21 protein-coding genes are annotated in these 23,552 nt (G+C 52.0%); 12 read left to right on the forward strand and 9 right to left on the reverse strand.

From position 1 onward, the window contains the following. The first annotated feature begins 140 nt into the window (after window positions 1–140). The 3 genes from ACJJI0_RS20335 (at window position 141) to ACJJI0_RS20345 (ending at window position 1,948) form a co-directional block, all read left to right on the forward strand. Window positions 141–590 (forward strand): zinc ribbon-containing protein, encoded by a 450-nt coding sequence (locus tag ACJJI0_RS20335; protein WP_252083074.1) that lies wholly within the window; start codon window positions 141–143, stop codon window positions 588–590. Next, window positions 587–1,372: a YdcF family protein gene (locus ACJJI0_RS20340; protein ID WP_444883976.1), complete on the forward strand. Its 786-nt coding sequence runs from the start codon at window positions 587–589 to the stop codon at window positions 1,370–1,372. Before ACJJI0_RS20335 ends, ACJJI0_RS20340 begins: the two co-directional genes overlap by 4 nt. Window positions 1,373–1,534: 162 nt before the next feature. After that, complete coding sequence (locus ACJJI0_RS20345) at window positions 1,535–1,948, forward strand: hypothetical protein (protein ID WP_252083072.1); 414 nt, start codon at window positions 1,535–1,537, stop codon at window positions 1,946–1,948. Window positions 1,949–1,987: 39 nt separating this feature from the next. On the opposite strand, the gene ACJJI0_RS20350 is transcribed toward ACJJI0_RS20345, so the two are convergent. The 6 genes from ACJJI0_RS20350 to miaB form a co-directional block, all read right to left on the reverse strand. Next, window positions 1,988–2,905, reverse strand: a complete 918-nt coding sequence (locus tag ACJJI0_RS20350) for a TIGR01777 family oxidoreductase (protein WP_444883977.1) — start codon at window positions 2,903–2,905, stop codon at window positions 1,988–1,990. Window positions 2,906–3,019: 114 nt separating this feature from the next. Continuing rightward, a complete protein-coding gene (gene lnt, locus ACJJI0_RS20355; protein ID WP_444883978.1) occupies window positions 3,020–4,585 on the reverse strand; it encodes an apolipoprotein N-acyltransferase in 1,566 nt (521 codons plus the stop codon). Between the two features lie 81 nt (window positions 4,586–4,666). After that, window positions 4,667–5,560 (reverse strand): CorC family transporter, encoded by an 894-nt coding sequence (locus ACJJI0_RS20360; RefSeq protein WP_435583622.1) that lies wholly within the window; start codon window positions 5,558–5,560, stop codon window positions 4,667–4,669. A 65-nt stretch (window positions 5,561–5,625) separates the two neighbouring features. Next, window positions 5,626–6,096 (reverse strand): rRNA maturation RNase YbeY, encoded by a 471-nt coding sequence (gene ybeY, locus ACJJI0_RS20365; RefSeq protein ID WP_444883979.1) that lies wholly within the window; start codon window positions 6,094–6,096, stop codon window positions 5,626–5,628. A 17-nt stretch (window positions 6,097–6,113) separates the two neighbouring features. Beyond that, window positions 6,114–7,142 (reverse strand): PhoH family protein, encoded by a 1,029-nt coding sequence (locus tag ACJJI0_RS20370; protein WP_444883980.1) that lies wholly within the window; start codon window positions 7,140–7,142, stop codon window positions 6,114–6,116. A gap of 214 nt (window positions 7,143–7,356) precedes the next feature. Continuing rightward, window positions 7,357–8,724: a tRNA (N6-isopentenyl adenosine(37)-C2)-methylthiotransferase MiaB gene (gene miaB, locus ACJJI0_RS20375; protein ID WP_444883981.1), complete on the reverse strand. Its 1,368-nt coding sequence runs from the start codon at window positions 8,722–8,724 to the stop codon at window positions 7,357–7,359. 181 nt (window positions 8,725–8,905) lie between these two features. On the opposite strand from miaB, the gene ACJJI0_RS20380 reads away from it, so the two are divergent. The 3 genes from ACJJI0_RS20380 to olsF all read left to right on the forward strand — a co-directional run bounded on the left by ACJJI0_RS20380 (window position 8,906) and on the right by olsF (window position 12,028). Further along, entirely contained in the window at window positions 8,906–9,238 is a 333-nt protein-coding gene (locus tag ACJJI0_RS20380) for a DUF1820 family protein (protein WP_211214910.1), read from the forward strand. 316 nt (window positions 9,239–9,554) lie between these two features. Then, complete coding sequence (locus ACJJI0_RS20385) at window positions 9,555–10,346, forward strand: UDP-2,3-diacylglucosamine diphosphatase (protein ID WP_444883982.1); 792 nt, start codon at window positions 9,555–9,557, stop codon at window positions 10,344–10,346. After that, the gene (olsF, locus tag ACJJI0_RS20390) at window positions 10,343–12,028 is read left to right on the forward strand and encodes a bifunctional ornithine lipid synthase OlsF (RefSeq protein ID WP_444883983.1); all 1,686 of its coding nucleotides are present in this window, start codon (window positions 10,343–10,345) and stop codon (window positions 12,026–12,028) included. Before ACJJI0_RS20385 ends, olsF begins: the two co-directional genes overlap by 4 nt. A gap of 59 nt (window positions 12,029–12,087) precedes the next feature. Here the strand turns inward: olsF and ACJJI0_RS20395 are convergent, their stop codons facing one another. Both ACJJI0_RS20395 and ACJJI0_RS20400 read right to left on the reverse strand, forming a co-directional pair. Then, window positions 12,088–13,374 carry an aspartate aminotransferase type Ic gene (locus ACJJI0_RS20395; protein ID WP_444883984.1) on the reverse strand — a complete coding sequence of 429 codons (1,287 nt, stop codon included), beginning with the start codon at window positions 13,372–13,374 and terminating at the stop codon, window positions 12,088–12,090. Window positions 13,375–13,517: 143 nt separating this feature from the next. Beyond that, a complete protein-coding gene (locus ACJJI0_RS20400; protein WP_444883985.1) occupies window positions 13,518–14,384 on the reverse strand; it encodes a DUF6279 family lipoprotein in 867 nt (288 codons plus the stop codon). 309 nt (window positions 14,385–14,693) lie between these two features. Here ACJJI0_RS20400 and nagB-II point away from each other — a divergent pair, with 309 nt between their 5' ends. Together nagB-II and nagA are read left to right on the forward strand one after the other, a co-directional pair. Next, complete coding sequence (nagB-II, locus tag ACJJI0_RS20405) at window positions 14,694–15,692, forward strand: glucosamine-6-phosphate deaminase NagB-II (RefSeq protein ID WP_444883986.1); 999 nt, start codon at window positions 14,694–14,696, stop codon at window positions 15,690–15,692. Window positions 15,693–15,743: 51 nt separating this feature from the next. Continuing rightward, window positions 15,744–16,871 (forward strand): N-acetylglucosamine-6-phosphate deacetylase, encoded by a 1,128-nt coding sequence (gene nagA, locus ACJJI0_RS20410; protein WP_444883987.1) that lies wholly within the window; start codon window positions 15,744–15,746, stop codon window positions 16,869–16,871. Window positions 16,872–16,887: 16 nt separating this feature from the next. Here the strand turns inward: nagA and ACJJI0_RS20415 are convergent, their stop codons facing one another. Further along, the gene (locus ACJJI0_RS20415) at window positions 16,888–17,961 is read right to left on the reverse strand and encodes a LacI family DNA-binding transcriptional regulator (protein ID WP_444883988.1); all 1,074 of its coding nucleotides are present in this window, start codon (window positions 17,959–17,961) and stop codon (window positions 16,888–16,890) included. Window positions 17,962–18,769: 808 nt separating this feature from the next. On the opposite strand from ACJJI0_RS20415, the gene edd reads away from it, so the two are divergent. The 4 genes from edd to ACJJI0_RS20435 are packed head-to-tail and all read left to right on the forward strand — an operon-like array spanning window position 18,770 to window position 23,520. Beyond that, complete coding sequence (gene edd, locus ACJJI0_RS20420; protein WP_444883989.1) at window positions 18,770–20,587, forward strand: phosphogluconate dehydratase; 1,818 nt, start codon at window positions 18,770–18,772, stop codon at window positions 20,585–20,587. 54 nt (window positions 20,588–20,641) lie between these two features. Then, entirely contained in the window at window positions 20,642–22,102 is a 1,461-nt protein-coding gene (gene zwf / locus ACJJI0_RS20425) for a glucose-6-phosphate dehydrogenase (RefSeq protein ID WP_444883990.1), read from the forward strand. Between the two features lie 56 nt (window positions 22,103–22,158). Beyond that, window positions 22,159–22,869: a 6-phosphogluconolactonase gene (gene pgl / locus ACJJI0_RS20430; protein ID WP_444883991.1), complete on the forward strand. Its 711-nt coding sequence runs from the start codon at window positions 22,159–22,161 to the stop codon at window positions 22,867–22,869. 21 nt (window positions 22,870–22,890) lie between these two features. Then, window positions 22,891–23,520, forward strand: a complete 630-nt coding sequence (locus ACJJI0_RS20435; protein WP_444883992.1) for a bifunctional 4-hydroxy-2-oxoglutarate aldolase/2-dehydro-3-deoxy-phosphogluconate aldolase — start codon at window positions 22,891–22,893, stop codon at window positions 23,518–23,520. The last annotated feature ends 32 nt before the right edge of the window (window positions 23,521–23,552 follow it).

A 23,552-nucleotide genomic window follows, 5' to 3' on the forward strand; every position in this document is an offset into this window, starting at 1 on the left:
GATCAAATTTTGCGGGGAAACTTTTCAGTGTTTTAGTGGAAGCAGCTCTGGATCGACAAGCAAAAGGATTGATTGCGATCAAGGACTGCCCCCAGAGCATCTTTTAGGATGCGTAAACGCGAGATTATAGGAGGGATACCGTGACGAAGGAACCGAAGTTACCGCCGAAGGACGATCTGGCCGATGAGTTTCGTGAAGACCTGGAGGATTTGATTGAGGGAGAGCTGGCAGTTGAGGACCTGACCGCAAATAAGGTCGCTTTTCTTCGCGCCTGGTTAAAAGATGATCTGCATCGAGCCGGGGATTATATGCGCGGTCTGGGAGGGGAGCTGATTACTCTGGAAGAGCGCGGGGGTGACTGGTTGCTGAACGCAGCGGACCCGACAGAAACGGCTTGGCCCAATCTTATGCGTTGTATCCGTGAAGGCAAACCCTGGGCCCTTGCGGGTGAGATAGTGGGGGCCGATGAGGAACTGCAATGTCTGGGGTGTGGTTATCTCGCTCAGCCGCCGGAGAATAGTCAAATTACACCCTGTCACCGCTGTGGCTATGGTTGCTTCAGGCAAATAGAAGGCGGCCTTGAGTATTGATTGAGCTGTATAAAATAGCGGTCAATTTGTTGATGCCACCACTGGCGCCAATGCTGGGGCTGCTGGCGGCATTCTTGATACGCTTTTTTCCTGAAGGCTCTTTGCTGGAGAAATTGTCTCTGCCATTGGCGATCCTCTCATTTTGTCTGCTCTGGCTTAGTGCTACTCCGGCTTTTTCAAGCTGGATCGGTAAGCGCTTGGGCGTTGTAGCAGATTTACCTGATACAGAGGCAGCTCCAAGGGCTGTGGTGATCCTCGGAGGCGGTGTTTACAGGGATAATCAGCAAGGCTATGAGTACCTATCTGCGTCCAGTTTGGAGAGGGTGATCTGGGCAGCAAAGCATGTCCCAAGGGATATGCCAATCCTGGTGTCCGGCGGCCGTGTTTCACCGGATGAGCATGTCTCTGAGGCAGAGTTGATGGCGAAAATGTTGGATGAGATGTCCCGCCCGGTGAGTTGGCGCGAAGCTTGCAGTCGAACTACCGCAGAGAACGCGGTAAATAGCGCGGAGATATTGCGCAATTCAGGTGTGGGAACTATTGTGCTCGCCACTCACTGGTGGCACATGCCCAGGGCTGCGGCAGTTTTTACCCGCGCAGGCCTAAAGGTACAGCCTTTATCAGTGGGCAGTGCTTCTGAGTTAGAGTCAAGGGAAAAGGGTGGGGTCTTAAATTGGGTTCCCAGTGCTGAGGCGCTGCTGCGGACTCAGGCCTATTGGCGGGAACTATTGGCACAAGCCTGGTATCAATATCGACCACTGCCACAGGCCAAAAAGTGCTGAGGAACTTTTGTGATGCGGTGCTCTCAGATACTTATCAGGCATGAGGGAATAGGCGTCGGCGAGGGATTGCATCTGTTTTTTGAAAGCTGGTTGTACTAGGTAATGGACGACTGGCGCCACAGATCTCACCCGCTAATTACTACTTACATTGGAGTAGCGACTGTGGATAACAACCATAACAATAAACGAGATAACCTTATGATGAAGGGCATCCCGGTTTCCTTCACTCCCATCCAATTGCACAACCGACTCAACCGGGCTGTTTGGATCGGCTTCAAGCGTGTGGACCAGGATGGCCGAATTCTGTTTTTCCTATGTGGCGGTGCTGAGAGCGGGGCCCATTTGAATAAAAATTTCGAGACATTTGCGGGGCAAATTGTCCGTGAGTTCGGTTTAGATCCTGCAGAAGTGGAATTCATCGAGCTGCGGGTAAATGCAGAGGAGTCCCAGTGGTATCGCTGGCACGCGCACTGGGTTGGCTCAGCCCCTATGGGTAGTCACGGGGATTTAGTCACCAGTGAATCCAGTCGGCGTTATTTAATGCAGGCCCTGGAGAGTAGCGTGGTTGCTGCTTAAGCAGCATAGCCTGATCCAGCCAATAAAAGTGCCCAGGAATCAGACACTTACCTTATTACTAGCATTGTCTTTAGCTAGCAGGTCGGCTAGTGCTTGTTCCAGGGTAGGAAACTGGAAACTGTAGCCGCTGTTTAAGGCGGCTCGGGGCTCCACTCTTTCGCTGGCAAGGAGTAGCTCTTCTGCCATTTCCCCGAACAGGGTTTTCAGCAGCCAGGCTGGAGAACGGAAAAAGCAGGGGCGGTGTAGCTGTTTTGCCAATAAGCGGCTGAAGCTGTTATTGGTAACTGCTTCTGGAGCACTGGCGTTAAAAGGGGTGCATAGGTGTTGGTCAATAGCGTGAAGTATCAATCCGACTTCGTCGTCTTCGTGAATCCAGCTCATCCAGTGTTCGCCAGAACCCATTGGTCCACCAAGCCCCAGGCGAAATGCCGGTAGCATTTTGGGAAGTGCTCCCCCTCGGTTGGAGAGCACAATAGCGGTGCGTATGATTCCGACGCACATTCCGGCCCTTTGTAGTGGCAGTGTGGCCGCTTCCCAGTCACGGCACAGTTGTGCGGAAAACCCTCCGCCAGCAGGGCTGTCCTCCTTGAGCAGTTCGCCGCCACGGTCTCCGTAGTATCCAATAGCAGATCCTGAGAGAAAGTAATTGGGGCGTTCTCTTTGGGCGAGTGTCCAGCGTACTAGCCGTTCGGTAGTATTCAGGCGTGAGTTGCGAATTTCGGCACGGCGTTTCTCGGTCCAGCGAGAGGAAATGGGTTCCCCTGCCAGATTGACAACAACATCTACCCGCTCTTGCACCTCTTCAGGAGCGCTGGCGGCATTGACAGACTCTCCGCAGAGTTGGTGTATCTTATCCGGATGGCGACTAAGTACTGTCAGTGTGTCGCCACGAGCGAGCCAGCGTTGGCAAAAGAGTCTACCGATCAAACCGGTGCCACCACTGATTAAGCAATGCATAGACTGCCCATCCCCGCCATAATTTCACAGGTAAATTGCATGCAGCATAGCAGTCATCTGCACATGCGGGGTGTCTCGGCGGCGCACTTTAGAGTGATCAGTGGCAGGTCATTACTATTCGGTCACTCCCCCGGTCATTGGCTTGGCAGCGCTGTTCTTTCGCTTGCGATTGAGAATTACAGCTAGCGCCAACATTGGTAGTGCCAGGGCAAATACTGAGAAAATTCCGGCAAGCATAAATGGTGTTGAGCCGCGCATCGCACGTATGTCACCGCTCATATTGGCTTGCTCAAATTGTGGCAGCTGCTCAATGATAAGTCCGCGGGGATCGACAATCGCGGTTACACCGGTATTGGTGCCGCGGACTAAATAGCGACCGGTTTCCAGTGCGCGCATTTGCGCCATTTGCATATGCTGCAACGGCCCTATGGATTCACCGAACCAGGCATCATTACTGATGGTCAGGAGTACCTGGGAGGTGAGAGCGCTATCCGCCACTAGGCGAGGGTAGACAATTTCATAGCAGATTAGTGGAGCCCAACGTGCTCCTGCAGCATTCAGTGGCCCCTGTTGGTCGGGTCCGGAGCGAATAAAGGAGGTGGGTAAATTGAAGAATTCGATAGTGCCTCGAATCAGCTCCTCCAGTGGGACATACTCACCAAAAGGTACCAGGTGACGCTTATGGTAAACACTGGGGCTGCGGCCAAAGACCGCTGCGGAGTTGTGGACTTTGCGAGAGTTATCCACAGGGCTGTGGGTGTCGTAGAGAATTCCGCTGATAAGATCAATGCCGGTTTTCTCTGCATTGCGTTGCAGAGCCTGCATTAGGTTCGGAGCCTGGCCGTAAAACATGGGTAGCGCTGCTTCAGGCCAGATTATAACGTCGACATCACGCTCGCTCAGGGTGCGGGTACCCTCCTGATAGCGGCTAATAGTCTCGCCGCGAAACTCCGGCAGCCACTTTTTCTCCTGGGGAATATTAGCCTGTACCAGTCCAACGGTGATGATGCCTCCCTCTGCCTGAGTCCACTGTATATTGGCCAGGGCAGCACCGAGGGGCCAGGGTACGATTGCTGCTCCAATCAGTACAATATGGGCCGGTCGCTTGAGGGGGGACAAGCGGCCACTGGCAGCCAGTGCGATGACCGCACCGGAGAGGGCCAGAAAAAGTCCAATTCCGTAGACACTCACCACCGGAGCCCAACCAGATAGCCAGGTCTCCAAGTGGGCATAGCCGGCGAACAGCCAGGGAAAGCCAGTGAACATCCAGCTGCGGAACCACTCACTGATAAACCAGAGTGCGGCAAAGGCGAGGGCGAAGCTAAATTTGTTGGCGGTAAAGCGACCGAGGAAATAGAACGGTGCTGCAAGCAGCGCCGCCATCAGCGCGACGAAGCTGGCGGTGAGTGCGAATCCTAGCGGCGGCGAAGAATTGCCAAAATTGGTAATTGAGACATAGACCCAAGAGCCACCAGTGGCGTAAAGGCCTAGCCCATAACAGAAAGCTAGCCAGAGGCTGGTGCGCCCACGTAGCGGCTTGCCGCGAGAGGCAAACAGGAATAGCCCGGCAAAAAGCGCCAGAGAAAGTAGGCCGCACAACCAATAGTTGAAAGGGGCCAGGGAGAGCGTCATTAGCCCGCCGGCAGCTGCACCAGCGGCAGGTAAAAGTAATCTTCGCATAGACTCGCTTAATCGGTAGCCGCCGTTGCGGCTGCATCCTACCCGAGAAAATCTTGGCTAGAGCCCCAGAGGGGGCTTAGCTCAATCTTCATCGGGTGGTTTACGCATATGGGCCACGCGCAGCAGGTGGATTTGCCGGCTGTCCGCGTAGAGCACCCGGAAGAGGAAGTCTCCCAGGCGGGTGACTTCATCGCGACCGGGCAAGTGGCCGAAAGACTGCATAATCAGACCACCAACCGTGTCGAATTCTTCATCGCTGAATTCAGATTTAAAAAATTCATTGAACTCTTCAATCGGCGTGAGAGCTTTGACTATATAGTCATTTTCTCCCACCCGGCGGATAAAGCTATCTGCCTCTTCCTCATCGGTTTCGTCTTCGATCTCACCGACAATTTCTTCGAGGATGTCCTCAATGGTCACTACGCCGGAAACGCCGCCATATTCGTCGATAACGATGGCCATGTGGTAGCGGTTTTCACGGAACTCTCGCAGGAGAATGTTGAGGCGCTTACTTTCAGGGATGATATTGGCTGGGCGAATAATATCTTCGAGTTGAAATTCGCCGACGCCCTTGAGGAGCAGGGGGAGCAGGTCTTTGGCTAGCAGTATTCCGCGGATATCGTCGATACTCTCGCCGACGACAGGAAAGCGTGAATGGCCTGACTCGATAATCTTGGGGAGAAACGTTTCCGGCTTGTCCTGTAGCCCTACAACCACCATCTGCGAGCGAGGGATCATTATCTCCCGAACCTGCTGGTTGGATACGTCCAGGGCGCCCTCGATGATGGACAGGGCCTCGGCGTCAACCAGCTGATTTTCAGCGGCGTCTTTGATGATGTCCAATAGTTCATCGCGGGACTTGGGTTCGGCAGAAAATGCACCAAACAATCTTTCCAGCCAGTTCTTTTCACTCGACCTGGCTTTGCTGGAAGAGTGACTACTTGGGGGCTCGTCAGTGGTCATGGAAGTGGCCATGCTCCGAATATCTCTCGTCTATTTCAATCAGTAATCGTTAGTGGGTAGATCCATTTCAACCCTCGTTATCCCGCCTCATCGAGAGGGGTGTAGGGGTCCGCAAAGCCGAGATGGGTCATTAGGCCAGTCTCTAGCCTTTCCATGATTTCCGCATCGCTGTCTTTGATATGGTCATAACCCAGAAGGTGCAGTGTGCCATGGACTAGCATATGTGCCCAGTGCGCCTCAGTCGTTTTGTTCTGTTGCTCCGCTTCCTTCTCCACAACGGGAGCACAAATTACCAAGTCTCCTAATAGTGGGAGGTTCAGCTCTGCGGGAAAGTCTGCTTGGAAGGACAGGACATTGGTCGGCTTATCTTTGCCGCGATATTGCGCGTTGAGCGCTTGGCTCTCCTCTTCGTCGACGATTCGAACTGCCAGTTCGGCCTCATCTTTTCGGCCGGACAGAGCGTTAATGACCCAGGTGCGGATCTTTTCATCGGAGGGTAGGTTTGTGCAGTGGCTAGCCCGCTGCACATCAAGGGTTAAATCAATCATAACTCTGTGGAGGAACCTCAGGCGGCATTCTCGTCGGCTTTGTTGCTGACACTGGCATCCCGCTCAGCCTCGTGGATATCGTAGGCTTCGACAATACGTTGTACGAGAGGGTGGCGGACAACATCCTTGGCGCCGAAATGGGTAAAGCTGATGCCGTTGACCTTGCTCAGGACTTCCACCGCGTGACGCAGCCCCGAGGCCTGTCCTCGTGGCAGGTCCACCTGGCTCGGGTCTCCGGTAATCACTGCAGTGGAGCCGAAACCGATCCGGGTCAGGAACATTTTCATCTGCTCGCGGGTGGTGTTTTGGCTTTCATCGAGAATGACAAAGGCGTTGTTGAGGGTGCGCCCACGCATATAGGCCAGGGGGGCTACCTCGATCACATTGCGCTCAATGAGTTTGCCCACTGTTTCAAAGCCGAGCATTTCATAGAGTGCGTCGTACAGCGGTCGTAGGTAGGGGTCTACCTTCTGACTCAGGTCACCGGGGAGAAAGCCGAGCTTTTCGCCTGCTTCTACCGCCGGGCGCACTAGTAAGATACGCTCCACTTGGTCTTTGAGCAGGGCCTCGACCGCACAGGCTACTGCGAGGTAGGTCTTGCCGGTACCCGCTGGGCCAATACCGAAATTGATATCGTTACTCTGAACCGCATGCACATACTTGCGCTGATTCAAACCTCGGGGACGCACAGAGCATTTCTTAGTACGAATCAATACCACCTGGTCTGCTTCAGTGGATTCGCCCTTCTCTCCCTTGTGGAGAAGCTCCTCTACACCGGCTTGTTGCAAGGCTAAGTGGATCTCATCGGGGGTTAGTTGATCCCGAGAGTCAGTCTCCTTGTACAGGAAGCTAAGTAATTCACAGGCAGCCTTGGCTTTTTTAGCTTCACCGTAGACGGCGAACTGATTGCCGCGATTGCGGATCTCAATATCCAGTCGCTGTTCTATTTGGCGCAGATGTTGGTCGAACTGACCGCAGAGGTTGGCGAGACGGCGAGCATCGTTGGGCTCGAGGGTAATACTTTGAGCGAGGGTTTGCGTTTCCAAACTGGTTTCCGGCACCTTAATCTAGAGGGTTCATAGCTAGGGTATACCCATTTTCCCCAGATAGGAAAGCTTTGGGTGCTACCAATAGGTTCTAACTTTACCCGATTTTAATTACAGCTTGTAATTTCAGAGGTGTTATTAGGAAATTTGGGTGGCAAGGCGTGGTTTTAAAGCACGCCTTGCCTGGGGGGAAGGACGGTCACAATGCCTCAGATCAGAATAAGTCCTCTTCCAGTTCCGAGGTGAGTAAAGTGCCGCGTAGGGAGTTTGGCAGGGCTTCCTCAATCAGGACATCGGCAAATTTGCCGATTAGGGCCAAGTCATCGGCGCGGAAATTTACCACCCGATTGTTTTCAGTGCGTCCTTGCAGCTGTCCTGGATCCTTCTTGGATACTCCGGTCACCAGAACCCGTTCAGTGTTACCTACCATGTGCCGGGCAATTGCCTGGGCCTGCTGGTTGATACGGTTTTGCAAAAGCTGCAGGCGCTCTTTTTTGACGTCTTCCGGGGTGTCGTCGGGGAGATCCGCTGCCGGAGTACCTGGGCGCGGGGAATAAATAAAGCTGAAAGATATATCAAAGCCCACTTCCTGAATCAGGTTCATGGTAGCTTCGAAATCTCTGTCGGTTTCACCGGGGAAGCCCACGATAAAGTCCGAAGACAGGCAGATGTCCGGGCGTATTTTCTTCAGGCGGCGAATCTTTGACTTGTATTCCAGCGCGGTGTGTCCACGTTTCATGGCCATTAAAATACGGTCGGAGCCACTTTGCACTGGCAGATGCAGGTGGCTGACCAGTTCAGGCACCTGTGCATAGACGTCGATCAAAGCATCGGAGAACTCTACCGGATGTGATGTGGTGTAGCGGATGCGGTCGATGCCATCAATTGCCGCTACATAGGTGATCAGCTCGGCGAAGTCCACTTCCTGTCCGTCTACCCCTGCGGCGCGGTAGGCGTTGACGTTCTGGCCCAGTAGATTCACTTCCCTGACACCCTGCTCTGCTAAGTGTGCAACTTCTTCCAGTACATCGGCGACTGGGCGGCTCACTTCCTCGCCGCGAGTGTAGGGCACTACACAGAATGTGCAGTACTTGGAGCAACCTTCCATAATGGAGACAAAAGCCGTGGCTCCGTCGGCTTCAGGTTGTGGCAATCGGTCGAACTTCTCGATCTCAGGGAAGCTGATATCTACAACGACCACGCCATTCTTCTGCTCTTTGGTTTCCATCATTTCTGGAAGGCGGTGCAGAGTTTGCGGGCCAAAGATCAGATCTACATAGGGCGCGCGCTTGGCGATAGCCTCGCCCTCCTGGCTGGCTACACAGCCACCGACGCCGATAACCAGCTCGGGATTTTTTTCCTTGAGGCGCCTCCAGCGACCCAGCTGGTGGAACAGTTTTTCCTGAGCTTTCTCGCGAATGGAACAGGTATTGACCAGGAGAACGTCCGCCTCTTCGGGATCGTCGGTGGGTACCATAGCGTGAGACTCGCCGAGTAGATCGCGCATCCTGGCGGAATCGTACTCATTCATTTGGCAGCCGTGGGTTTTGATGTATAGCTTTTTCGCCGGTGTATCGGACATATCGTGCCTGATTAAAAACTGGTCAATTAAACGGGTGGGGCATTATAGCGACAGGACCCGGCACTGCATAGATGGCTATATTAGCGGTTGAGAACCTGTGCTATTCTTGCGCGCTTTTTCGGGCTTTGCCCGCTTTCTGAACAACTTCGAGCTTCGGGGTATTCCCCATCCTGAGAGACTTATGGCCAACCCGATATATAAAGTGATTTTCCACAACCAAAGCCAGGTGTATGAACTCTATGCCCGGGCGATTTATCAGAGCGATATGTACGGCTTTATTGAAGTCGAGGAGTTTGTTTTCGGGGAGAAGGCCCAGCTGGTAGTGGACCCCAGTGAAGAAAAGCTAAAAACCGAGTTTGCCTCGGTAACCCGTTCCTATATCCCGATGCATAGTATTGTGCGTATCGATGAGGTGGAAAAAGAGGGGACAGGCAAAATTGTTGAAGTTAAAGGCGATAAAGTTGCAAAGTTTCCCTTTGCGCCGCCCATTCGCCATCCCCAAGATACCGAATAACCCTCCCCCTTTACCGAATCAGCTGGCCTTGGGCCAGGCTGATTCGGGCGCCTAAAGCCCTCGCAGTCTAGCGGGTTTCACTGCAATATAAGCTTCAATAAAGGTCCTCTGGACTGTCATCAAATCGCTGCAAAGTGACTGCGCAGGCGATCATTGGCCTTGATGGTATTTGATCGATATCTAATAAGCGTTCGCCTGTTCGCGGCTTGCAAACTATTGACCGATAAATTCCACTGCATGGCATAGGTTGGCGCTCAGCAGGCTAGTTATCAGTCTTTACGCGAGTTGATTACTGGTCAAAGGTTGGAGCCTTGCTATGGGCAATCGCTACCATGCGCTGTGGATATCTGATGTCCATTTGGGTAGTAGAGACAGTGAGCCTCATCGGTTGGCGGATTTTCTGGCACAGAATCGTGCCGATAAGGTGTACCTGGTAGGGGATATTTTCGATATGTATGCCCTCTCTAAAGGGAAAGGCACCTGGTGTCAGGCATCCTCTATGTTGTTGGGGATGCTTTCGGAGTTAAGCAGTCTTACTCCGGAGGTTATTTATATTCCCGGAAATCACGACGCCCCCATGCGCAGCTGGGCGGGTAAACGTTTGGGCAATATTCGTATCGAGCGCGATTGGATTCACACAGCTGCCAGCGGTAAACGCTACTGGGTAACCCACGGCGATCAATTTGAACATAATATCAAAATTAATCCGTTCAGTTACCACATTGGGGATCGCAGTTACTATCTGATGCTGCGATTTAACCGCTGGATTAATTATTGGCGCAGTCGTTTCAACAAGCCCTGGTGGTCTCTGGCCAGCCAAGTAAAGAACCGTGTGAGTGCAGCCAGGCAAATGATGACCGATTTCGAAAATGTCGCTGTGGGTGAGGCTCAGGCCAAGGGGATGGATGGGATTATCTGTGGGCATATTCATCGCCCGGCGCTGCGCAATAAGAACAGAGGTGGGCGTACGGTTATTTACGCAAACTGCGGTGATTGGGTTGACTCGATGAGTGCCGTGGTAGAACAACAAGATGGCAGCCTGGAACTGCTTCATTGGTACCGGGCCCCAAAAATAGCCAGCATAATGACAGAGGTGGTGGCCGCATGATTCAGCTTGAAACACTGTTACAAAAAAATGCCTGGTACAGCGCAGCGCCGCAAAAGCCCACACGAAAATTGGTCTCCGCTACCCTTAAAAAAATTTGTTGTGAGGAACAGATTGTAGAATTTGGGCGGCGTTACCCTCACTTGGGAGGGTTGGATTTTATTCGCCAGTTATTTAGTGACCTCAATTTCCGCTATGAGTTAAATCCCTCGGAATTGGAGCGGGTGCCAGTGACTGGGCCCTTGATTATTGTGGCTAATCACCCCCTGGGCAGCCTGGATGGCCTGGCATTAATCGATATGGTTGCCAGAGTGCGCAAGGATGTGCGTGCAATTGCCAGTCACCTTTTATGGAATATTCATCCATTGCGTCCATATTTTTTGCCGGTAGATAACTTTAACGGACGTACCCGCCGTGCCGATGTGCAAGGGATTTATGATTATCTCGGCCTGGGTGGGGCTGTAATTATTTTTCCCGCCGGTGAGGTTTCACGCCTAAGCCCCCAGGGGGTGCGCGATGGGCGCTGGAACCCTGGATTTGTACGCTTTGCTGAGAGGGCCAATGCACCGATCTTACCGGTGCAAGTGCTCGGCAGAAATTCCTGGTGGTTCTACGGCCTGTCGATGCTGAATAAACCACTTTCAACCCTTTGGCTTATTCGAGAAATGTTCAAGCAAGCCAGCCGTGGTATTGATATCCGTATTGGCCGCCCCTTGGAAGCGGAGCACTTCCGCAGTTGGCCGCTAACTCCCCGTGCCCAGGCGGCTCTCTGGCGCAAACATGTTTATAAATTGCATCGTTCTCCCGCGCCTCTGGGGCCGGAACTTATTGCCGCTGCTGAGTCTCGGGGGGAGGTGAAAAAAATAATCGAGAGCTGTGAAGCTCTGACCTCCCAGGGGAACTTCTCCGTGCGACTCTATCGGCAGCGGCCGGATTGCCCGGTTATGCGTGAGCTGGCGCGTACGCGTGAAGTGGCTTTCCGGGCAGTGGGTGAGGGTACAGGACAGAGTCGGGATTGGGATGCATTTGATGCGCACTATGACCACTTGCTACTGTGGGACCATCATTGCCAGCAGATAGTGGGCGCCTACCGTATAGCGGGCACCGAGAGCTTGGCAGAGAATGAGATCTACAGCAGCACCCTGTTCAATTATCCCTCCCCACCGCGATATTGCCTGCCGGGTTCGGCAGAACTTGGTCGCAGTTTCTTACTGCCTGAATACTGGAGGGGCAAAGGGCTGGATTTGTTATGGAGCGCTATCGGCCAGTGGGTCTTGCGCAATAAAGTACGCTATTTATTTGGCCCTGTTTCTATGCCGGGAACATTTTCGGTGCGGGCAAAGTCGGCAATTGTAAGATATTTTTCCCATTATTTTGCTCCACAAAACCCACTGGGCGATGCGCGTCTGCCTTTCTTGCATGCCGGTGCACCTCTGCCAGATCTCTCAGGGGATTCAATTGCGGATATGCGCCAGTTAAAACTGGTGTTGCGTGAAGAGGGGGTGGTTTTACCGCCACTTTTCAAAAAGTATGCTGCATTAACCAAGCCGGGTGGCACTAGTTTTCACGCCTTCAATGTTGATCCAGACTTTTGTGATTCCGTTGATGGGCTCGTGGTGGTCGATTTAGATTTAGCCGATGAGAAGTTTGCACGACGCTATCTCTCAAGCGAAAACGCTGCTTGAATCAAAAGGGCAGTTTTTAATGCCGCCCTTTTGATTCTCTGCCAAACCATTTCAGAAGGTTATCCTGCCTTTCGCTGTTGCTCCAGCTTCTGGCGCACACTGGCTAGTTTCACGCACAGTACAAACACCGACATGGCGGTGTCGAGTTCTTCCAGGGGGGGGAAACTCGGTGCTATGCGGATATTGCTGTCCTCAGGATCTTTGCCATAGGGGAAGGTGGCACCTGCAGGGGTGAGTTTTACACCGGCCTCTGCTGCCAACTTGACTACGGCCTTGGCACAGCCTTTGCGGGTATTGAAGGAGACAAAATACCCTCCTTGAGGTTTTTCCCATTGGCCCAGATCCATTTCAGCCAGACCGTTGTGCAGGTGTTCCAGCACACAGTCAAATTTGGGCTTAAGGATATTGGCATGCTTGCGCATGTGTTCCTTCAGGGTGGTGAATTCGGTAAAGAAGCGTGAGTGGCGCAGCTGATTCACTTTATCTGGGCCAATAGTCATGGTCTGCATCTGTTGCTGCAAGGATTGCAGGTTGGCACTACTGGCACTGACAAATGCGACACCGGCTCCGGCATGGGAGACTTTAGAGGTGGAGGCAAATTGAAGCACTGAGTCCACAGTGTCATTTTCCAGAGTGGCAGTACGAATGCTGGCGAGACTGACATAGTGTCCAAGGTCGTGTACAGCATAGGCGTTATCCCAGAATATTCGAAAGCCTGGATTGGCGATTTGGCCGAGCTGAGCCAGGCGCTCTACGGTTTCATCACTGTAAGTGATACCACTGGGATTGGAGTACTTGGGCACGCACCAGATACCGATAATTTCATTGTCCTCACGAATATACTTTTCTACAAGGTCCATATTAGGTCCTTGATCATTCATGGGGATGCTGACCATACCGATCCCCAGTTGTGCACAAATACTGAAGTGCCGATCATATCCGGGCACAGGGCAGAGGAATTTGGGGGCTTTCAATTCTCGCCAGGGGGTATTGCCGGCAAAGCCGAACAGGTAGCCGGTTAATACTGCGTGATACATCAGGGTTAGGGAGCTGTTGCCTGCGGCGATAACCTCTTCTGTGGGCACTTGAAGCATATCCGCACCAAGTTCACGAGCACTAGTGAGCCCGATTAAACCGCCGTAATTGCGGGTGTCAGTGCCTCCTGCGGCGCGGTAATCGTTACACAGGATACCGTCGAGTTTGTCGGATAAATTCAACTGTTCTGTGGAGGGTTTGCCACGGGTGATATCCAGATTTAGCTCGTGTTGACGGATGCGCTCATAGTGGGAGCTCAGCTCTTTTTCCCACTCGGCTAACTGGTCAAAACTGGCGGATTCGATTTGCACGTGAAGTCCCCTGGCTGGTCATTAGAGTTGGCGAGCTTAGCAGTATGAGCTGGGCTTAGTCAGCCCCATGTTACGATTTTTGAAGGTTACTTTTTAGGGTGCATTGGCTTATAAGTGCGCTTTATCTTTTTTCTTCGGTATTTTTATTGGTTGGCGAGGGAGTGAAAGTCCTGCGCGTATTCTCTTAGTGTTTTACTGAGATGTCGGCGTTGTTCAAGGCTGGTACTGGTTAATATTTTTTTGGCCAGTTCTTGCGCCTGCTGTTGGCGCTGTTCCTGATTCTGGCGATATTCTGGCGGCCAGAGTTGTTCTGGGTTGAGCAGTAGGCTGCGAATTTTTTCCAGGTATCCCTCCGGTTTGTTACGCAATAATTCGAAGGTTTTGGATTGCCAGAGTCTTCGTTGCTCGATGCGCTGTAGAGGGTTGTACTCCATTTTGGATACCCAGGCGGTAATCATTTTTTTTTGCTCTTCGGTAAGGGCGCCGAGCCAGCGAATGCTTTCTCTCCGGATAATTTTGTCGCGCTTATGTTGTACTTTTTCCGGAGAGCGTTGCCATTTTTCCAATCTCTTTTGCTCTTTTCTCCACATATTGCCTTGTAGTTCATTAATCTGTTGTTCACTCAACTGCGCTGCCAAAGGCAACATCAGGTTGTAAGCATTTTCACTGGCGGCGGCTAAAAACTGATGGACCTGCTTATCGATAGGTTGCAAGTTGGGCTTTTCCAGTGCTCCTTCATCGACCCTTTTTGCTAGGTTATTCAAAAAGTCGGCGTAGCGAGGGAGTTGGGTCTGTCGGTGCCAGCGAAAAAAGCTGTTAAGGGCGCCCTGCAGCTCACCTTTTTGGGTGCGGTCCAGTTCTACATATTTTTGGGCTTTCCAGCGAATCCAGTAATCCACATTGTTGTAGGCAAATTGGATGCTGGAACAACTGTTAATAAATTGTAATAGGATTAGGAGCGTTATAACTCGCCAGAAAAGGTGTGTTGGCGTGCCGCCCTCTTTTGTCATCGATTGTTTCCTGTAGGCATTGCCCGATTGATGCCGGGGAATTATTAGAAAGCATAGATGATTAGGATATAAGCGTCTTGTGGCGTGAAATCGCTTGTTTCTCTCGTGTAGGCCTGCTTTGGGAAGCTTTTTACGCTTATCGAGAATGAGTCGAAAATGGCTTGATAAAAGAAGTGACAATGACCTCCCCAGCCATTAAAACAGCCGCTCTTTATGTGCTACCTGCACATAAACTGATAGTTGGATTCCTCCAAAAAGTTTGCCGGGAGTCCGGTTTCGGGGAGAGGGGTAGCCTGAGTGAATGATGGAATGACTACGACGATTATGGAGGCCGAAGCCCGTGAGGCTCCGGCAAGAATTGCTGAACAGCTACAAACGAATGCGAAAGTGATGGAGCGCCTGGGGGAGCGTTTGCAAGCTCATGCTCCGCGCTTTGTCATGATTGTTGGACGGGGTTCTTCTGACCATGCTGGTGTTTTTGCCAAGTATCTGATCGAAATAGAAACAGGGACGCCCACCTTTGCTGCGGCGCCTTCAGTTTCCAGTGTGTATGGACGCCGATTGAAATTGGAAGGGGCATTGGTGCTGGTGATCTCTCAGTCGGGGCGCAGTCCGGATATTCTGGCTCAGGCGAAGATGGCCAGGGAGTGCGGCGCCTATACGGTAGCCTTGGTGAATGATGAGCAGGCGCCAATCAAGGATATTGTCGATTTACTGATTCCCTTGAAGGCGGGGCCGGAAAAAGCGGTGGCAGCAACCAAAAGTTACCTGGCCACGCTTTCGGCAATTTTGCAGTTGGTGGCTTGTTGGAGTGGTGACAAGACGTTGCGCCTGGCCTTGGAAAAACTACCTGAAACTTTAGAAGCTGCTGTTCGCGCAGAGATACAATTGAGACCTGAGGATCTGGCTTCGGTGCAGAATCTGGTGGTGCTCGGACGCGGTCCCGGTTATGCCATAACCCGCGAGCTGGCGCTGAAATTAAAAGAAGTGTGCAATATCCATGCGGAGTCTTTTTCCAGTGCAGAATTTTTGCATGGGCCGGTAACTCTTGTTGAGGACAAGCTGACCGTTGTAAATGTCCCTATTGAGGATGAGTCATTCAAGGCGCACAGTGAGCAAATTGATGACATAGTGCAAAGAGGGGCAAGCCTGATCAATCTGCATGTGCCGAGTAAAGGAGTACATCCCCGCATCGCCCCCCTTGCTTTGCTGCAGCGCTTTTATATCGATGTTGCCCATGTGGCAGTAAACCGCGGTATTAATCCTGATGAGCCGGCAGGCCTAAAAAAGGTCACCCAGACCGTGTAATAATCTGCCAGGAATTTCGGTGTAAATAATATTCAGTGTTAAGGAGAGGTTGTGGCTTTCGCCCTGGTCGCAGAGAAGCTTTTTGATGGTGAACGGATCTTGGAGGACGTGTCACTGATTATCGACGATGATGGTCGCATTGCCTCCGTTGGAAAATCCCCGCAGTCCTCAGCGACATATTTACAGGGCCTATTGGCGCCGGGGTTGGTGGATGTGCAGGTGAATGGTGGTGGTGGTGTACTGTTTAACCAAGAGCCCAATGTTGCAGGGCTGCGTACAATGGGCGAGGCTCATGCCCGGTTCGGCACTACAGCTTTTCTCCCCACGCTGATTACCGACTGTCTCGATATTATGCAGGATGCTGCGAATGCGGTTAGTGCTGCGCTGCATCAGCAAGTACCCGGTGTGATCGGTATCCACTTTGAAGGACCACATCTTAGCGTGTCGAAAAAGGGGACTCATGAGCAGTCATTTATTCGTCCTCTTAGCGATGAGGAGTGGGAAATTTATGCGCGAGAGGATCTGGGTATCAAGGTTGTTACCTTGGCGCCGGAAACAGTGCCCATGGAGGATATCAGTCGATTGTCTTCTATGGGGGTGCGGGTGTGTTTGGGGCATTCTAATGCCGATGGGGAAACCGTGCGTTCGGCATTGCAGGCTGGCGCAGTGGGTTTTACACATTTGTACAATGCCATGTCGCCGTTGCATTCTCGCGAGCCGGGTATGGTGGGATCCGCTCTTGTTAGCGACGAAGCTTGGTGCGGAATTATTGCTGATGGTCATCATGTCAGTGCCGAGGCTATTACTCTGGCGCTCAAGGTTAAGCCGCATGGAAAGCTGCTTCTTGTGACTGATGCCATGTCCCTGGTGGGAAGTGATGCGCTGAGCTTTCCGTTATTTGATCGGGTGGTAACTAGAGAGGGGGATAAGCTCACTTCAAGTACCGGAGAGTTGGCCGGTTCGCATCTGGATATGATGGGGGCAGTGCGTAATATCAGCGACTGGTGTGGCTTGGATATCTGTGAATCCTTGCGAATGGCAAGCCTCTATCCTTGCCAGTTTCTGGGTTCGCAGGGCGGAAGGATTGTTCCTGGAACCAAAGCGAATTTTATTTTGCTCGACCGTAGTTTTAATGTGCAAAAAACCTGGATCGGTGGGCGTCAGGTTTATGGTGAGTAGTGTGCTTGCCTATCAATCAAGTTTGAGGGTTGTAGGCTTTCTCAACTACCGGACCACTGGATTCTCGCACGATTAGACTCGGAGTAAAGCTGTGGTAATTGCTATCTGACTTTACGCTGTTTAGTTGTTCTTTTTCCTGTCCTCCACGGCATTGAATACGCTCCAATAATAGTTCTGCAGCGCGACGGGCAATATCTTCGTTCGGTTGGTGGGCGGTGGTGAGCTTCGGCCAGGTCTGGCGTGAAAAGGGGCTGTCTTCGAAGCCAGCGATAGAAAGTTGTTGGGGCACCTCAATGTTTAACATGCGCGCGGCAAAAAGTGCTCCTGCAGCCATTTCATCATTACCGGCAAAGATGGCCGTGGGAGGGGTGACTGAGTGTAATAAGGCGGTCGCCCCGGCTACGCCGGAGTCAAAGGAATATTCGCCCTCTATGACCTGCTCCTCAGTAAAAGGTAAGCCAGCTTTTTGCAGGGCCTTTTTGTAACCCGCTAGGCGGCTGAGGGTGGATAAGTGTTCGGCGCCACCGCCAAGGTAGGCAATTTGTCTGTGCCCCAGCTGCAATAAATGTTGGGTAATTGTGAAAGCGGCGGTTTCGTCATCAATTGCAATGCAGTTTTCCTCTCCCTGGCCGCAACCTTCAGAGGAAATTATCCGTACAAATTCCACATCCAGTGACTTCAAAGTATCGATAACTTCCCGGGTCTCGGAGAAAGGGGGAGTGAGTACCAGTCCGGCAACCCGGCTTTGTTCTATTAGTTTGCGCAACTCTTCATGGATGGTTTCTCTTCGGCCACTGCCAGGATGGATAAGCAGTTCGTAGCCCCGTTCGCGGCAGGCTCCGAGGATGCCGTTTTGCATGTCGATCACATAGTAGGCATTGGGGTTGTCGTAAATAAAGGCAATGGAATAGGAATGGGTACCTGCCAGATTGCGCGCGGCCAGGTTGGGGCGGTAGTTTAGGGCTTGTACCGCCTGCATGACCCGCTCGCGGGTGCTGGGGCGCACAGAGGGTTCATTGTTTATGACCCGGGAAACTGTCTTTATTGATACGCCTGCGCGTGCGGCAACGTCGTTAATGGTGACTTTCATCGGCACCGATTCCTCTCGCAAAACCTGCCCTGGGGAGGCCTCAGCCTCAAGCTCATCTCATCTTCTTTGTTCGGACCATCCGAAGTAAAAAGGATCACTCGGTACTGACAGTTTGGCAGCAGCTAGTAATCCCGGTTAATGGCGGTAGTGGACATGAGCAAAATATACTGATCTGACATCTTTTTGTAATTTTCTTACATTATTACCTTTTGGTACCAAAAATTTATTTCCCGTATATCTTGCTATTGTGGCGCTTAATTCTCCTTGTTGGAGGATTTCGCATCGTTTCACTTGGCCTTCCCAGGCTAATGGCTTGGTTCTTATGTCGGCTATAGACTGGCTCTTGATCTTTTTTGTAGTTTTACTACATAATGCGCTTCATTAAGCTTGCAGGACCTGATTTGCTAGTGCCATTTGAGGTTTGTGAGCTTTCTACTCCATCTGGAGGGGGAGGATTTGATCTCACTGGCCCACTAGTATCCGATGGGGTTAGTGGGCTCCGGTAAAAATTAGGCCTGGTAAGAAAGTGCATTTCTTGAGGTTTGGTAGGGATGTTGATCAAGCCTATTAGTTTTTCTTGAAAAAAAAGTGCACTTTTTTTGCTGGGTGGGTGATGGAATTCTCCAGCTTGTCCATCGCCTGCCGGGTGATAGGGCTTCGCCCGCACTACAACCCAGTCAGGCGGCGGGATTTTACTTGCCGGAAGGCCCTTTCAGGGATGAAAACTCAATGGTGGCTGTGCCGCCACCGCAATAAGGCATCGATGTCAGTTCAAGCGTGCATCGAGCAGAATTAATACGGAAGAGTCATGGTTCACAGCAAGGTTCAGGCAGTTACCGAGCGAATTATCCAGCGCAGTGAGGAAACCCGCGCTCAGTATTTAGCTCAGGTGGAGAAGGCGCACATTGAAGGGCGTGCCACTGCGCACCTGTCCTGTGGCAATCTGGCCCATGCTATTGCAGCCTCTCCAGAAAAGGACAAGCAGCTTATTGTTTCCGGGCGTGGTCCCAATCTGGGGATTGTTACCGCTTATAACGATATGCTCTCAGCGCACCAGCCCTATGGGCTTTATCCGCCACGCTTGAAAGAGGCGGCGGCGCGCCAAGGTGCCACTGCGCAAGTAGCCGGTGGGGTACCGGCGATGTGCGATGGGGTGACGCAGGGGCGGCCAGGTATGGAGCTGAGTCTCTTTTCCCGCGATGTCATTGCCATGTCCACAGCCATTGCCCTTTCCCACGATGTCTTTGAAGGCGCTATGTTCCTCGGTATCTGCGACAAGATAGTGCCGGGACTGGTAATCGGTGCCCTCGCTTTTGGACATCTACCCTCAATTTTTGTACCGGCGGGCCCAATGCCCACTGGGCTTTCTAATGCGGAAAAAGTACGAGTTCGCCAGCTCTATGCCGAGGGCAAGGTTGGTCGTTCCGAATTGTTGGAGGCGGAGAGCGCTTCTTACCACAGTGCTGGCACCTGTACTTTTTACGGCACCGCTAACAGCAACCAGATGCTGGTGGAAATTATGGGCCTGCAGTTGCCAGGCAGTTCATTTGTCAATCCTGGCACTGGCCTGCGCGATGCACTTAATGAAGCGGCGGTGGCACAGTTAGCAAAAATTACTGAGCCCAGCCAGCACACACCCATCGCGAAAATCCTCACAGAAAAAACATTTGTTAACGGTATTGTGGGACTGCTCGCCACAGGTGGTTCCACCAACCATACGCTGCATTTAATAGCGATGGCGCGAGCTGCCGGTATCCAGATCACCTGGCAGGATATGGCCGACCTCTCTGAAGTGGTGCCTCTGTTGTGCCATGTCTACCCGAACGGTACAGCCGATATCAATCACTTTGCGGCAGCTGGCGGTATGCAATTCCTGATGAGTAAGTTGCTTGAGGCTGGCCTGTTACATGGTGATGTATGCACGGTGCTGGGTGATAGTGGTCTTGAGTCCTATTGCCAAGACCCCTTCCTTAACGAGTCGGGTGATGGTGTAGTTTGGCGGCCAACGGCGAAAGAGAGCGGCGACACTACAGTGATTCGCCCTGTTAGCGATCCTTTCTCCCATCACGGCGGCTTGCAGCTACTGGAGGGCAACCTCGGCCGTAGTGTGATCAAAGTTTCCGCGATTAAACCAGAGCATCTCAAGGTGAAAGCGCCGGCGATTGTGCTGCATAACCAGGATGAATTGCTGGAGCGTTTCAAAGCTGGCGAGCTGGAACGGGATTTTGTTGCGGTAGTGCGTTTTCAGGGACCACAAGCAAACGGTATGCCTGAACTGCATAAGCTGACTCCAACCCTGGGTGTACTGCAAGATCGAGGCTTCAAAGTGGCCCTGGTCACCGATGGGCGGATGTCCGGTGCTTCCGGCAAGGTGCCGGCGGCTATTCATATGTCTCCTGAGGCCGTCGAAGGCGGCCCCATTGCCAAGGTGCGTGATGGTGACATAGTGGAGCTAGATGCCGAAGCTGGCGTGTTGCGGGTCTTGGTGGATGAAACGGAATTACATGCGCGCGAACTCGCTCAGTGCGATTTATCTGATAGCGCCCGCGGTATGGGCCGGGAACTCTTTGCCAATATGCGCGCTATCGCCAGTGGTGCCGAGAGTGGTGCCAGTATCCTTTATTAATATGTGTCGCTCAAAAGAAACGGCGCAGTAGAAAACGATTTCAGAGCAAAATTTATGTCTAACCCATTTGATATGGTGTTATTTGGTGGTGGTGGTGATCTTGCCCTGCGCAAGTTGATTCCAGCACTGTATCGCGCTTACCGAGAGGGCAGCTTAGCAGAGGGCTGCCGAATTCTTCCTGTTTGTCGCCACCAGCAAGACGCCGATCAATATCTAAATGTGGCACTTCAGGCCCTACAGCAGCATTTGCGCGATGGTGAATATTGCAATTCCATCTGGACTGGTTTTAGCCAGTTATTACGCCCTGTGGCCCTGGATATTTCTGTACCGGATCAACAGTGGACGCACTTATCGGACATCCTCGAATCAGATCCCGAGCGAGTACGAATTTTTTATTTGGCGATTCCCCCTGGTGTTTTTGGCCCCTGCTGTGAAAACCTTTCATCCAAAGGCTTAATTAGTAAAAATTCCCGGGTAGTAGTAGAAAAACCTCTCGGTTATAACGCGCAGACTTCCGACGAAATCAATAGCAAAATTGCGAGTTACTTTCCGGAAAATAGTATTTTCCGCATCGATCATTACCTGGGTAAGGAAACCGTTCAAAACTTGCTGGCCTTGCGTTTTAGTAATGTATTGTTCGAGCACCTTTGGGATGCAAAAACTATTGACCATATACAGATTAGTATTTCTGAAACTGTCGGCCTTGAAGGCCGCGCGGGTTTTTATGATGAAACCGGTGCGCTGCGGGATATGGTGCAAAATCATCTTTTACAACTTTTGTGCCTGATCGCTATGGATTCTCCGAATTCCATGACCGCGAAAAATGTTCGAGCGGAAAAAATCAAGGTATTGGAGGCGTTGCGCCCACTAAAGGGCGGTCTGGTAGATAAAAACGTTGTGCGTGGCCAGTATGTTGCTGGAGAAATTAATGGTCAAAAAGTGCCGGGGTATCTGGATGATCTGGAAGGTGGCTCTAGTGCCACGGAAACCTTTGTCGCTTTGCGTGCATATATCGATAGCTGGCGTTGGGCGGGAGTACCTTTTTACCTGCGCACAGGCAAGCGTATGGAAAAACGCTGTGCGGAAATTGTGGTGCAGTACAAAAAAGTTTCCCACCTAGTCTATGACGAGAGTGCCGGCAATGTAGTCCCCAATCGTTTGGTTATCCGCTTGCAACCGGAAGAGAGCATCCGGCTGATTTTGATGGCCAAGAAAATGGATAGCCTGACCACTGAGCTACAGCCGGCGGAATTGAATTTAACGCTTTCAGACACTTATGACAGCTTCCGCAGTGATGCCTATAAGCGGTTGATGCTCGATGCCGCTGCCAATAACTCGGCCCTGTTTATTCACCGCGATGAAGTGGCGGCAGCCTGGGCCTGGGTGGACCCTATTATTGAACACTGGCGTGAAACCGAAAATCAGCCCAAGCCCTATCCTGCGGGTAGCTGGGGACCAGAAGAAGCTAACGAACTGCTAGCGCGTGATGGTCGCCAATGGTTTAACGCCTACTAATGATTTTGTGGATTACCTATTTTTAAGGTAATCCATAACGATGGATGGAAGTATTCATGGCAGAAGAGAAATTCTTTACCGATCGTGAACGCCTGGTACAGGCACTGGCCTACGACTGTGCCTGCGAACTGCAGCAAGGCATTAAAGAGTCTGGTCAAGCCACTTTTCTTGTCTCGGGAGGTAGTACTCCGGAACCGGTTTATCGTGAACTTTCCAAGCGTCCACTGCCCTGGGCGCAGATTACGGCGGCGCTGGTGGATGAACGCTGGGTAGAAAAATCCCACAGTGGCAGCAACCAGGCATTTATTGAAAACAGCCTACTGCAAAATAATGCCGCCGAGGCCACTTTGCTGGGCATGAAAAACACGCACAGTAGTGCTGTTGAGGGTGAAGCTGATTGTGAGCTCGCCTATGATGAGCTGCCGCGCCCCTTTGATGTGTGCATTCTGGGAATGGGTAACGACGGCCACACCGCTTCTTTATTTCCCCATGCGCAAGGGCTTGCCGAAGCACTAAATCCAGATTCGGACAAATTGTGTAGCGCCATTACCGCGCAACAGAGTGCCGTGACCGGAACTAATACCGAACGTATGACGCTAACCCTAAATGCCATTTTACAGGCAAAAAATATCAAGCTACTGATTACCGGTGAGGAAAAACTCAAGGTTTATCGTGAAGCCCTGCTCGGTAGTGATGAAATGGAAATGCCGGTGCGCAGTATTCTCAAGCAGGGACTGAAGCCGGTCACTGTGTATTGGGCGCCTTAACGAACGATTTGGAATTGATTGATGCAGAAAAATATCGCCGACATTTTGCAGTCTGCTGGCGTTGTCCCAGTGTTGGTTATCGAGCGGGCTGAAGATGCGTTGCCCCTGGCTGAGGCCTTGCTCGAAGGTGGCTTGAATGTTCTTGAGGTGACCCTGCGTACAGAAGCAGCCTTGGCTGCAGTAGAGCAAATTGCCAAACACCTACCCGAGGCTGATGTGGGTACCGGCACAGTGCTAAATGACGATGATCTGCGCCGCTCTGTCGATGCAGGAGCGCGCTTTATGGTAAGCCCTGGTGCAACAGAAAAACTATTGGCATCTGCGGATAAAAGTGATGTGCCTCTATTACCCGGTGCCGCAAGCGCCTCCGAAGTGATGGGCCTGTATGAGCGGGGTTACCGTTATCAGAAATTTTTCCCTGCTGAGGCCGCCGGCGGTGTGGCCATGCTGAAGTCCCTTGCCGGTCCATTAGCGGAAGTAAAATTTTGCCCAACCGGTGGTGTGAGCCCCAACAACGCGGCGGATTACCTGGCACTTAACAACGTGGTTTGTGTGGGAGGTTCCTGGATGGCCTCCAGTGCCTTGGTACAGGAGAAAAATTGGGCCGAGATTACTCGTCTTTCGCAACAGGCTGCAGCACTGAAATTCTAATCTGTTAATTGCCTGTGCCGTTCCCGAATTGT

The organism is Microbulbifer mixtoriginis (SeqCode), assembly GCF_052466695.1.